This window comes from Bartonella sp. TT29SHDZB (assembly GCF_042193395.1).
Lineage (GTDB): Bacteria > Pseudomonadota > Alphaproteobacteria > Rhizobiales > Rhizobiaceae > Bartonella.
This window is the reverse complement of the sequence record NZ_JBHILQ010000001.1, coordinates 111,964-124,225: the sequence shown is the minus strand read 5'-3', so window position 1 is coordinate 124,225 and position 12,262 is coordinate 111,964. Positions and strand designations below refer to the sequence as shown.

Here is a 12,262-nt window from a genome sequence, read left to right as displayed (position 1 = left end):
AATTATTATAAAAATCCAATTCAATAGCTCTTATAACCGTACAAAACAGATGCAATATTGGAAGTTGAAAAATAGTGCGATGATACTTGCCGCTCTTCTCATAAGCGCGAAAATAGTGGATATCTTATAAGGGATTGTATTACATAGTTTCTGTGAAAATAGAAAAGCCTTTAAGTATAGTCTTTTTATCTTGCAAAAATATGGCAAAAAATGGAAATATTTTTTATTAAAATGAACTATTTCCTTACCAATTTGTAAGGTTCCTTCTTCATATAAATCTCTTGTAATTTTTAAATAAATCTCCATAATAAGAGCATATATGCTGGAATTCTGTCAGTGATTCTTAAGGGTTTTTGTATTTGCCCAATTAAGGCTTATACCAAACTTATCTGTGTAATGACAGAGACACCTTTAAAGCCCTATACCTGACAGAACATATGCTAAAGGATTTTATATTATGGCTAATTTTAAAAATTTACGTTCGGCACCTGCTTCTCATGCCGATGCATCAATTGATCAGGGATTACGCGACTATATGTTGGGTGTCTACAATGCAATGGCCATTGGTTTGCTTATTACAGCTGCTGCCGCTTATGCAATTGTATCATTAGCAACGACAACAGATATGAGCCAAGCAGCAGCTCAAATCAATAGCAGTGTTTATCTAACACCATTTGGAGTAACATTTTATACATCGCCATTCTCTTATATTGTTATGTTTGCACCACTCATAGCAGTCTTATTTCTCAGTTTTAAAATTAATACATTGAGCACAAATGCTGCTCGTAGTCTCTTTTTTGGTTATGCTGCTCTGGTTGGTCTTTCACTGTCTTCAATCGTTTTGCGCTATACGACAGAAAGTGTTGTGCAAACCTTTGTCATTTCCGCCGCAACTTTTGGAGCTCTTTCACTTTATGGATACACAACAAAGCGTGACCTCACAGCAATCGGTTCATTCTTATTCATCGGATTGATCGGCTTGTTGCTTTCCATGATTGTGAACATTTTTCTTGGATCAAGCGCTTTGCAGTTTGCTATCTCTGTGATTGGTGTTTTTATCTTTGCTGGTTTAACAGCCTACGATACCCAGAGCATTAAGTTGATGTATTATGAAGGAGATGAGAGCGACACCAAAGGACGTAAAGTTATTATGGGCGCATTGAATCTTTATCTTGATTTCATCAATATGTTTGTCTTCTTGCTACAGTTTCTTGGCTCAAACCGTGATTGATTGCAAAAATCATAACTTAATTAAAGAACCTTGTTTCTAAAAGAGACAAGGTTCTTTTGTTTTTAGTGTAAGTCTTTACCCTTGGCCTCTTAGGGACTATTCTTTTCGTAAAATGACAAAAATACCTTATAAGCAAAAATTCCCTTGGTTTACCAGTTTTATCCAACAAAAACTCCACAGCTCCCTTTTTAAGGCAATTCACAGCCGCTCTCATCATCAATCAAACATCATCAATCAAAATAGTAATTATGATCTGACCGTTGCTTCCTATAATGTGCATAAATGTGTAGGTGTTGATAAAATTTTTAATCCTACAAGAATTGTCCGTGTTATTACTGAATTACAAGTTGATATCCTTGCTCTTCAAGAAGCAGATAAACGTTTTGGAGAACGCATTGGTTTGATTAATCTTCAGCTATTAAAAGCTGAAACCGGTTTGATTCCTGTACCTCTTAATACTATGTCACCTCATGGCCATGGTTGGCATGGGAATGCTCTTTTTTTGCGAAAGGGATATGTACGTGATACTTTACAAGTCACTCTTCCTAGTATTGAACCACGTGGGGCTGTAGTTGTAGAATTGGAAATGGAAGCAGGCCCTATTCGTATTATTGCGGCTCATTTTGGCTTATTACGTTACTCTCGTAAACAACAAACAAAAATGCTCCTTGAAATTTTCCAAAAACGCCCCCTTATGCCTACACTCCTCATTGGAGATTTTAATGAATGGCGGATGGGAAAAGGCTCATCTTTAAATCATTTTTCTCCCTATTTTGATAGCACTTTTGAAGTTGTACCAAGCTTTCCCTCTCGCTTTCCTTTTTTAGCCCTTGATCGCGTTTTTGCTTTTCCCCACCAATTGGTAACAAGTATTGAAAATCATCATTCACCGCTTGCACGCATTGCTTCAGATCATTTGCCTATCAAAGCCTATCTTAATCTTTCTAACTCAATCAACATTCTTAAAAATAAATGAAAAAATTAATGTGCCTCATCCCAATTTTGAGCCGTCATGACTTTCACTTCAAGCGGGACAGATAAAGATAGAACCGGTATTGTAGCATTTTCCATAACATTTTTAACAACAGTCATGGTTTTTTTACTTTCTTCTTCTGGTACTTCAAAAATCAGTTCATCATGAACTTGCAGCAACATTTTTGCTGATAGTTTTTCTTCTTTTAAAGCATCTTCCATATGTATCATAGCGCGGCGAATGATATCGGCCGCAGAACCTTGAATTGGAGCATTGATAGCTGCTCGCTCATTAAGAGAACGAATTTTTACATTCTTTGCTTTTATTTCTGGATAATGGATACGACGTCCAAAAATTGTTTCTACATAACCATTTTCACGTGCAAAGATTTTGGTTTTCTCCATATAATCTTTAATTCCTGGAAATCTTTCAAAATACAGTTGAATATAACGACCCGCTTCTTGGCGTGAAATTCCCAATTGATTGGCTAATCCAAAAGCTGAAATACCATAAATAATACCAAAATTAATCGCTTTTGCACGCCGTCGTATATCTGAATGCATTCCCTCTATTGCAACGCCAAACATTTGTGATGCCGTTATAGCGTGAATATCATGCCCTTTAGCAAAAGCTTCTTTTAATGCTTTTATATCCGCAATATGTGCAAGAATGCGCAATTCAATCTGACTATAATCAGCAGAAAGTAACACATGTCCTTTGGGAGCAATAAAAGCTGTTCGAATTTTACGTCCTTCAGCAGTTCGCACTGGAATATTTTGCAAATTTGGCTCTGATGATGATAACCGACCTGTTGATGTTATTGCCAAAGAATAATTCGTATGAACACGCCCTGTTTTTGGAAAAATATAAGAAGGCAAAGCGTCTGTATAGGTAGATTTTAGCTTTGCAAGTTGACGCCACTCAATAATTTTACGCGGTAAAATATGACCTTCAGCAGCCAACTCTTCTAAGGTTTGTGCAGAAGTTGACCATTGACCACCCTTGGTCTTAGCACCTCCGAGCAATCCCATTTTGCCAAAAAGGATATCACCTAATTGCTTTGGCGAAGCAAGATTAAACTTTTCATCAGCTTGTTTGTAAATTTCCTCTTCTAGAATCAAAGCGGCTTGCGCTAACTCTCCTGAAAGACGCAACAAAATCTGCCGATCAACAAGAATCCCTCGCTCTTCCATTCTTGCAAGAACTTCTATAAGTGGTCGATCAAGGCGCTCATAAATTTTTACCATTCCTTGAGCGACAAGTTGCGGTTTCAAAATTTGCCAAAGGCGTAGGGTTATATCGGCATCTTCCGCCGCATAAAGGGTTGCTTGTTTTAAATCTACTTGTGCAAAAGAAGTAATTTTTTTTCCTTTATGCGTTAAATCCTTATAGGCAATTGGTTTATGCTCAAGCCAACGTTCAGACAAATCATCCATATTATGAGTTAACATTCCAGCATCTAGAGCATATGACAAAAGCATGGTGTCGTCAAAAGAGCTTATCATAATGTCGTATTGCTTCATCACTAACCAATCATATTTTATATTATGACCAATTTTTAACAGTGCTGAATCCTCTAATAGCGGTTTTAAAAGTGCTAAAGCTTTTTGGGTCTCAATTTGCGAGGTAATGCGCCCGCCCCTCAAAAGATCTTCTTTTTCCTCAAAATGTTCAAGAGGTATATAAGCTGCCTTTCCCGGCTGTAATGCAAGTGAAAAACCAACAAGCTTTGCTTGCATCGGATCAAGAGACGTTGTTTCAGTATCAAAAGCAAAAAAACCCTGCTCTTGTGCTTGTGATAACCACTCTTTTAAAACTTCTTCATCAAGAATTGTTGTGTAAGTATCTCTTGTAATTTTTTGAGTCAGTGCTTGATCTTTACGCTTTTGTGCAAAAACTTGTGGAGAGTTTTCAGAAAAATTATGACGTGATATGTGTTCAATGTTTTTTATATCAGAATCATGCCCATCGCTTGTTTTTTCCCATTCAACATTTATATCAAGTGCATCAATAATAGCGGCATCGCATGTCGTTGCCTCTGCTACGCGACGCGTTAATGTTGAAAACTCCATCGCTTTCAAAAAAGCAATTAAACGTGGACCATCTTGTGGTTCCAAAATAAAATCATCTAAATCACTATCTATAGGAACATCTGTTTTAAGCCTAACAAGTTCACGAGAAATTTTAACTTGTTCTCTATAGGCTTGAATGTTTTCACGCCGTTTTGTTTGTTTAATTTCTGTTACGCGTTGCAATAAAAGATCAAGAGAACCAAATTCATTTAACAACTGAGCTGCAGTTTTGGGACCAATGCCCGGAATACCTGGTATATTATCCGTTGAATCTCCAATCAAAGCTTGTAAATCAATCATTTTTTCAGGTGCAACACCCCATTTTTCTATAACTTCTGAGATACCTATATGCTTGTCTTTCATTCCATCATACAAGGATACATGCGTATTTACGAGTTGCATAAGATCCTTATCAGAAGAGATAATGGTTGTTTTTGCCCCAACCTTTGTTGCCAATTTTGCATAGGTAGCAATTAAATCATCCGCTTCAAAGCCTTCCTTTTCAATACAAGGCAAATTAAAAGCCTTCGTTGCTTGGCGTATGAGCGCAAACTGAGGAATTAGATCTTCAGGAGGTTCAGCGCGATTCGCTTTATATTCAGGATAAATTTGTTTCCGAAAAGTATCAGATGAATAATCAAAAATAACAGCAAAATGTGTTGGAACAACACCCGTAGCTGTATTACGAGCATCACATAGTAATTTCCATAACATATTACAAAAACCAGCTACTGCTCCTACAGGAAGTCCATCCTTTTTACGTTTTAAAGGCGGCAAAGCATAATAAGCACGAAAAACATAGCCTGATCCGTCAACCAAAAAAAGATGATCTGTTGCTTTCATTACAATTTTTTCTCCATTTCAGCTAAAAAAACAAATTACCCTTATATATTTTTTCATTTTGCCTCTAAAAAGCCATTTTTTCTTTTCATAAGACATGAAGTCGTTGCACTTTATATTAAGTACCTAGAGCTTTTCTTTGCTGTTACAGGATTAATAGCTTTCATTTTGCTCCTCCTATGATAGCTGAGGTACGATGTAGCGACAGGGTCGTTGTGGTGTTCCCCTCCCCACAACGACCGTTTTTTTTGACATCGATATTCTTTAATTTCAATCGTGACTCTTTTAGATAAAAGATGATGTTATTCATGAATTTTGAAGTTATTCCACAGAGCTTTTTCACCCATCTTGTTGATAAAATCAGCGTGCAACTTTTTTTCTTGCATACTCAATCTTGAAGGTAAAGCCTGCGGGCGAATTTTAACGGTATAAGATGTATCTTTATCATTCTGGATATATTCATCAATACCCCTTCTGTTATCAAAACCCAATACACCTTGCTTTCCACCGATGAGCTCAATATAAACATCGGCTAGAATCTCTGCATCAAGCAAAGCACCATGAAGAACACGATGGCTGTTATCAATTCCAAAACGTTTGCATAAAATATCAAGAGAATTAGGACCCATAGGAAATTTACGCCGTGCCATAGCCAGTGTATCAAGAATATTATCAACACTGATAAGCGGTTTATTGACACGTTTTAATTCTGCATTAATAAAACCAATATCAAAACTCGCATTATGCGCAATCATTGTCGCGTCTTTGATAAATTCCAAAAATTCATCAACAATATCACTAAAACTTTTCTCGTTTTTCAAGCGTTCATTGGTTAATCCGTGAATTGCTACAACTTCATCAGGAATAATAACGCCTTCAGGGTTTAAATAAACATGAAATTGGCGTCCTGTGAGATAACGATCAACCATTTCTACACAACCAATTTCGATTATGCGATCTTTCTCTTTATCTAAACCTGTTGTTTCTGTATCAAAAATAATTTCCCGCATAACTTCAATTCTTTAGCAAATTTTTTAGCACATTTAAAACCTGTTGACGTGTATTCTCTAAATCTTTTCCTGTATCAATAACAAAATCAGCACGTTCTCGTTTTTTTTCATCTGGCATTTGTTGAGCATTGATAAAGGCAAATTTTTTCTCATTCATACCTTGGCGAATCATAACACGTTCTTTTTGTATTTCTGGTGGAGCTGAAACAACAATAACGCTATCTACACGACTTTCACCATTTTTTTCAAAAAGAAGTGGAATATCAAGAATAACTAATTTTTTCCCTTGTTCACGCGCTATATCAATAAATTCCCTTTCTTTTTCTTGCACCAAAGGATGAACTATTTTTTCTAATGTTTGTAATTTTTCCTTATCATCAATCAAAATTTCAGAAAGTTTCAAACGATTAACTTCACCGTTTTCAACAACACCAGGAAAAATACGCTCTATGAGTGACAAAGCTGGCTCACTTTTATAAAGCTGTTGTACTGCTTCATCAGCACTAAAAACAGAAATACCCGCTTGCTTAAAAAAATCAGCAACTGTTGATTTTCCCATAGCAATTGATCCCGTTAATCCTATGATCTTCATTCTCTTTTTTCACTCATATCCTCTAAAATAGCTGTCCTTAACGCTTTTGTTACCTGTGGTCTTATTCCAAACCACTGTTCAAATCCTATAACAGCCTGATGTAGAAGCATTCCAAGTCCATCAACCGTCTTGAGATCACAAGCTTTTGCCTGTTGTAAAAAAGGAGTTATCAATGGTGTATAAACAATATCTGTTACTAACGCCGTTTTTTTTGCTTTATGAAAATCACAAAAAAAAGAATCACTTTTTTCTTCCAAATTTTTTATGCCAATAGAGGTTGTATTAACAATCAAATCAGCTTGATGAAGTATTTCATGGATTTTATGCCAATCGTAAACTTTAATGATTTTTCCAAAATGCTGAGCTAAATTATCAGCGCGTTGTTTTGTACGGTTAATTAAATAAATCTGTTCAAATCCGCGTTTTTTTAAGGCATATAAGATAGCGCGCGCGGCACCACCTGCTCCAAAAACAAGAGCTGTTTCCCCTCCCCAATCAGATGCAAAATCATCAAGATTAGCGCTAAAACCATAGGCATCGCTATTCGTGGCACAAAGCTTATCTCCTTCATACCAAAGTGTATTAACAGCACCAATCATTGTTGCTATCTCATCTTTATAAGATGCTAAACGAAAAGCTTCCTGTTTATAAGGTAAAGTAACATTTCCTCCACAAAAGCCTATTTTTTGTAAAGACGCAATAAAATGACTGAACTGTCCAGATGTCACTTCTTGTGCAATATATTCTCCTTGTAAACCATATTGTTTAAGCCAAAAATTGTGAATTTTTGGCGATTTTGAATGATGAATTGGAGAACCAACAACAAAAGCACGCGGATAATTTGTTTTTTTTATTGTTAAGTCAACCATCAATAATTCCTAAGTGGCGCAGTTTTATGAGTAGAGGCAGTAAAGGTAAACCAACAATGGTAAAAAAATCTCCATCAATTTTTTCAAAGAGATGAATCCCTTCCCCTTCAATTTGATATACTCCCACGCTGTTTAGAACATCTTTTCCTACGCGTGCTAAATAACGTTCAATAAATTCTGACGAGAGCAAGCGGACGGACATATGTGCACTAAAAGCTTCAACCCAAATTTTTTGACCATTTTTAAATAAAGCTACCGCACTATGAAGAGAATGGGTTTTTCCTGATAACTCACATAAACGTTGATGTGCTTCTTTAATATTTGTTGCTTTATGAAAAACTTGACCTTCCAAATCAAGCACTTGATCACAACCAATAACGAAAGAATCAGGAAAACGGTCTGAAACATTTTTTGCTTTTGCACTCGCGAGAAAACAACAGAGTTCTTTAGGTGTTTTTTCTTTTGCTGTTTTTTCTACTTCTCTTTCATCAAAAGAAGCTCCTTCAATGGAAAAATTTAAACCTGCCTTTTTCAATAATTTTGCACGATAAAAACTAAGAGATGCTAATATTAAAGTATCTGCGTTCATGAGAATTTTCTCTCATTTCCTTCACGAAATCGTGATAATAGTTCAAATATTGCAGCAGCAGTTTCTTCAATAGAACGTCTTGTGACATCAATAATAGGCCAACCAAAACGTTCACAAATGCGTTTTGCATAGATTAATTCTTCAGCTATATTGATACGATTTGTATAATTATCAAGAGCAAAACCTTCTCCCAAATCTCTATTTTGGCGAATATGTGAGATTCTTTCTGCTGAAGCGATTAAGCCAATAATTAAAGAATTTTTTGCCTCTAAAAGAGATTCTGGCAAATCAATATTAGGAATAAGAGGAATATTAGCCGTTTTTATTCCGCGATTTGCTAAATAGATACTTGTTGGCGTTTTAGAGGTTCTTGAAATTCCTACAAGAATCACATCTGCTTCAGATAAGCTACTGGAAGACTGTCCATCATCATGTTCTATTGTAAAATCCAGTGCCTCAATACGACGAAAGTAATCTGCATTAAGATCATGTTGTGCACTAACACGTAAATGAGTTGGCATTCCGAGGTAAGACTGAAAAGCATTTAAAACAGGATGCAATATATCAATACAGGGAACTTTTATTTTTTTGCATCTTTTTTGAAGAAGAAGTTTAAGTTCTTCATCAATCATTGTGTAAAGAACAATACCTGGCTCTTGTTGTATTTCATCAAGAGCTTTTTGTAACTGTATTCTATTACGAATCATAGGATAGATATGCTCTGTTGCCTGACTCATTGCATACTGGGATGCTACAGCTCTTCCAACAGAGATTAATGTTTCTCCCGTTGCATCAGAAAGCATGTGTAAATGAAAGAATTTTTTTTCTTTTGTCACAAAAATTTTAACTCCTTGTTAAGACATGTGCATATATCTTCACCATTTTTTATAAAACTAAAATTTAGAAAATTTTTTTCTTTTTTATGCACAAATTAAATGCTTGTGATAATTTATCCCTCTTATAAAAAAAGAGGGGATAATATCTTTAAGATAGTGTTATTTTTATCCTTTTTTCATTTCCTTTTGTGGATAAAATTGAGCATAAATAATAATCCACACTAAACACAGTTATAAATAAGAAGAATCCTTTCTTTAATATAAATTTATTAATATAAATTTCTGTAAAAAATACTTTTGAATAGCATTTCATTAATGCTATAACTTTAACTTACATTTTTGTTATTAAAATAATTAAATACTATTTGGATTTTATATTTTTTCAAGTTTTTCATACAATTACTTAATATTACAGGAACAAATTTCATATAAATGGTACTTGCAGATTAAAAAAATTGAGTGTAGGATATTTTTTCTTAATAATATTTCACTCATAAATTTCCATAAATTCTTTAAAACAATCTTCTCCTTAATTACAAAGAGCATATTTCATGCAAAAAATGAAACTACAAGAACTTAAAAGCAAAAATCCCGTTGAGCTTGTTTCTTTTGCTGAAACATTAGAAGTTGAAAATGCCTCCCTTATGCGCAAACAAGAATTAATGTTTGCTATCTTGAAAAAACTTGCTCTACAAGACGTTGAAATTATAGGAGAAGGTGTTGTTGAAGTTTTACAAGATGGATTTGGATTTTTGAGATCTGCTGATGCTAATTATCTTCCTGGTCCTGATGATATTTATCTTTCACCTGCACAAATACAGTCGTTTTCTTTAAAGACAGGCGATACAATTGAAGGTCCTATACGCAGTCCAAAAGAGGGAGAACGTTATTTTGCTCTCCTTAAAATTAATACAATTAATTTCGAAAAACCTGAAAAGATTCGTTATAAAATCCACTTTGATAATCTTACTCCTCTTTATTCAAATGAACGTTTCCAAATGGAAATACAAGATCCTACAGAGAAAGATATGTCATCACGCGTGATTGATTTGATATCTCCATTGGGAAAAGGACAAAGAGGATTAATCGTTGCGCCACCTCGGACAGGAAAAACAGTTTTACTTCAAAATATTGCTCATTCTATTACTACTAATCATCCTGAATGTTATCTCATTGTTCTTTTAATTGATGAACGACCAGAAGAAGTTACTGATATGCAGCGTTCAGTAAAAGGAGAAGTGGTTTCTTCTACTTTTGATGAGCCTGCAATACGTCACGTACAAGTGGCAGAAATGGTCATTGAAAAAGCCAAACGTCTTGTTGAATATGGACGAGATGTTGTTATTCTTCTCGATTCTATTACACGTCTTGGGCGTGCATATAATACGGTTGTTCCTTCTTCAGGTAAAGTCTTGACAGGTGGTGTGGATGCTAATGCTCTCCAACGCCCAAAACGTTTTTTTGGTGCAGCACGTAATATTGAGGAAGGCGGATCTTTAACCATTATAGCAACGGCTTTGATTGATACAGGAAGCCGTATGGATGAGGTTATTTTTGAAGAATTTAAAGGAACAGGTAACTCAGAAATTGTTCTTGATCGTAAGGTTGCTGATAAGCGTATTTTCCCTGCTATGGACATTTTAAAGTCAGGAACACGTAAGGAAGAGCTTTTGGTAGCACGACAAGATTTGCATAAAATTTTTGTTCTTCGTCGTATTTTAGCACCTATGAATGTAACAGATGCAATTGAATTTTTGATTGATAAATTGAAGCAAACAAAAAATAATAGTGAGTTTTTTGATTCAATGAATACGTAGAGACATTAAAGTTTTTATTAGGATAAAACCTGTGGATACAATCTTTGCTGTTTCGAGTGGATTGTTACCTTCAGGGGTTGCAGTCATTCGGCTTTCTGGTCCTCATGTTGTGGATATAGTTAAAACGCTTTGTGGTTGTTTACCTAAAGCACGCTTTATGCATTATGGAAACCTTACTGCTCGTGATGGTAGTTTTTTAGATTCTGCTTTAACTGTTTTCTTTCCTGCTCCTCATAGTTTTACGGGAGAAGATTGTGCAGAATTCCATTTGCATGGAGGAAAAGCTGTTGTTAATCGTTTTTTCGATGAATTGTCGACATTTTCTGGATGCCGTATTGCAGAGGCAGGAGAATTTTCACGCCGTGCTTTTATGGAGGGAAAATTAGATCTTGTTCAGGCAGAAGGTCTTGCTGATTTAATAGAAGCGGAAACGGAAAGCCAGCGTCGTTTAGCTGTTATGGGTACAAGTGGACATTTAACGACGCTTTATCGTGATTGGCGCCATAAACTTATGAAGGTTCGTGCTTTTATTGAAGCAGAACTTGATTTTGTGGATGAAGCAGATGTTCCAAACGCAATATCTGATAAAGTTTGGAAAGATGTTAAAGATCTTTGTACTTCTCTTCGAGAACATATTATTGAAGGAGAGCGTGCGAGTATTTTACGTGATGGATTAAAAATTGTTATTGCTGGTGCTCCTAATTCTGGAAAATCAAGCATTATGAATCGTCTTTCAGGAAGATCTGTTGCTATTGTAACAGAAGAAGCAGGAACAACCCGTGATGCTTTAGAAATGAGACTTATTCTTGGTGGTTTACCTGTTTTTTTAACCGATACTGCTGGTTTTAGAAAAACAGAAAATAAAATAGAACAGATGGGAATAGAAGTTGCTAAGCAGCATGTTAGGGAAGCTGATTTGGTTATTTTGGTTTATGATATAGGAAATCCTGAGAAAGTTGATTTACCAGAAACATCGGCTGAAATATGGTGTGTTGGCAATAAACTTGATCTTTATGAAAAAAATGATCAACGTTGGTCTATACAATTTTCTGCATTAACTGGTTTAAATTTTGATTGTTTTATCAAAGAACTTGAATCATTTTGCCATCATCGTGCTTCTGAAGTTGGAAATCTTGTTCCAGCACGTAAAAGGCAACTTCAACTACTAAAGGAAGCTGTTAAAGAGATTGAACATTCTCTCAATTATCATTCTCTTGATCTCAGTTTACGTGCAGAACATCTCCGACGTGCAAGTGATTTTCTTGGAAAAATTACGGGAGATATTGATGTTGAAGATTTGCTTGATATTATTTTTTCAGAATTTTGTGTTGGTAAATAATGATTCACGTGAAACATTGATTATTTCATAGACAGATTATAAAGATTATGTAATTTATATCTTGTTTCACGTGAAACCTTAGAATATTTTCTAC

The 12,262-nt window shown here is 35.2% G+C and carries 10 protein-coding genes; 4 read left to right on the top strand and 6 right to left on the bottom strand.

Annotated features, from left to right (window positions below):
• Positions 1–457: 457 nt before the first annotated feature.
• Both ACFIJJ_RS00525 and ACFIJJ_RS00520 read left to right on the top strand, forming a co-directional pair.
• Positions 458–1,231, top strand: coding sequence for a Bax inhibitor-1/YccA family protein (locus tag ACFIJJ_RS00525; RefSeq protein WP_375622049.1), 774 nt, complete (start codon positions 458–460; stop codon positions 1,229–1,231).
• A 112-nt stretch (positions 1,232–1,343) separates the two neighbouring features.
• The gene (locus ACFIJJ_RS00520; RefSeq protein WP_375622050.1) at positions 1,344–2,207 is read left to right on the top strand and encodes an endonuclease/exonuclease/phosphatase family protein; all 864 of its coding nucleotides are present in this window, start codon (positions 1,344–1,346) and stop codon (positions 2,205–2,207) included.
• A 5-nt stretch (positions 2,208–2,212) separates the two neighbouring features.
• Here the strand turns inward: ACFIJJ_RS00520 and polA are convergent, their stop codons facing one another.
• From polA to ACFIJJ_RS00490, 6 genes are all read right to left on the bottom strand, one after another.
• On the bottom strand, positions 2,213–5,119 hold the full coding sequence (gene polA / locus ACFIJJ_RS00515) for a DNA polymerase I (RefSeq protein WP_375645635.1): 2,907 nt from the start codon (positions 5,117–5,119) through the stop codon (positions 2,213–2,215).
• A 299-nt stretch (positions 5,120–5,418) separates the two neighbouring features.
• Entirely contained in the window at positions 5,419–6,126 is a 708-nt protein-coding gene (gene dnaQ / locus ACFIJJ_RS00510) for a DNA polymerase III subunit epsilon (protein WP_375622052.1), read from the bottom strand.
• A 4-nt stretch (positions 6,127–6,130) separates the two neighbouring features.
• On the bottom strand, positions 6,131–6,718 hold the full coding sequence (coaE, locus tag ACFIJJ_RS00505) for a dephospho-CoA kinase (RefSeq protein ID WP_375622053.1): 588 nt from the start codon (positions 6,716–6,718) through the stop codon (positions 6,131–6,133).
• Positions 6,715–7,587 (bottom strand): shikimate dehydrogenase, encoded by an 873-nt coding sequence (locus ACFIJJ_RS00500; RefSeq protein ID WP_375645633.1) that lies wholly within the window; start codon positions 7,585–7,587, stop codon positions 6,715–6,717. The genes coaE and ACFIJJ_RS00500 overlap by 4 nt, the downstream gene beginning before the upstream one ends.
• Entirely contained in the window at positions 7,580–8,176 is a 597-nt protein-coding gene (locus ACFIJJ_RS00495) for a Maf family nucleotide pyrophosphatase (protein ID WP_375622055.1), read from the bottom strand. The genes ACFIJJ_RS00500 and ACFIJJ_RS00495 overlap by 8 nt, the downstream gene beginning before the upstream one ends.
• Positions 8,173–9,012, bottom strand: coding sequence for a pyruvate, water dikinase regulatory protein (locus ACFIJJ_RS00490; protein ID WP_375622056.1), 840 nt, complete (start codon positions 9,010–9,012; stop codon positions 8,173–8,175). Before ACFIJJ_RS00490 ends, ACFIJJ_RS00495 begins: the two co-directional genes overlap by 4 nt.
• Positions 9,013–9,563: 551 nt before the next feature.
• On the opposite strand from ACFIJJ_RS00490, the gene rho reads away from it, so the two are divergent.
• Positions 9,564–10,829, top strand: coding sequence for a transcription termination factor Rho (gene rho / locus ACFIJJ_RS00485; protein ID WP_012232634.1), 1,266 nt, complete (start codon positions 9,564–9,566; stop codon positions 10,827–10,829).
• A 31-nt stretch (positions 10,830–10,860) separates the two neighbouring features.
• A complete protein-coding gene (mnmE, locus tag ACFIJJ_RS00480; RefSeq protein ID WP_375622057.1) occupies positions 10,861–12,168 on the top strand; it encodes a tRNA uridine-5-carboxymethylaminomethyl(34) synthesis GTPase MnmE in 1,308 nt (435 codons plus the stop codon).
• Positions 12,169–12,262 lie beyond the last annotated feature (94 nt).

Excerpts from the sequence above, each read along its gene's own strand:
- ACFIJJ_RS00500 (WP_375645633.1), bottom strand. The coding sequence starts at position 7,587 with ATGGTTGACTTAACAATAAAAAAAACAAATTATCCGCGTGCTTTTGTT.
- ACFIJJ_RS00520 (WP_375622050.1), top strand. The coding sequence starts at position 1,344 with ATGACAAAAATACCTTATAAGCAAAAATTCCCTTGGTTTACCAGTTTT.
- polA (WP_375645635.1), bottom strand. The coding sequence starts at position 5,119 with ATGAAAGCAACAGATCATCTTTTTTTGGTTGACGGATCAGGCTATGTT.
- ACFIJJ_RS00495 (WP_375622055.1), bottom strand. The coding sequence starts at position 8,176 with ATGAACGCAGATACTTTAATATTAGCATCTCTTAGTTTTTATCGTGCA.
- dnaQ (WP_375622052.1), bottom strand. The coding sequence starts at position 6,126 with ATGCGGGAAATTATTTTTGATACAGAAACAACAGGTTTAGATAAAGAG.
- rho (WP_012232634.1), top strand. The coding sequence starts at position 9,564 with ATGCAAAAAATGAAACTACAAGAACTTAAAAGCAAAAATCCCGTTGAG.
- coaE (WP_375622053.1), bottom strand. The coding sequence starts at position 6,718 with ATGAAGATCATAGGATTAACGGGATCAATTGCTATGGGAAAATCAACA.
- ACFIJJ_RS00525 (WP_375622049.1), top strand. The coding sequence starts at position 458 with ATGGCTAATTTTAAAAATTTACGTTCGGCACCTGCTTCTCATGCCGAT.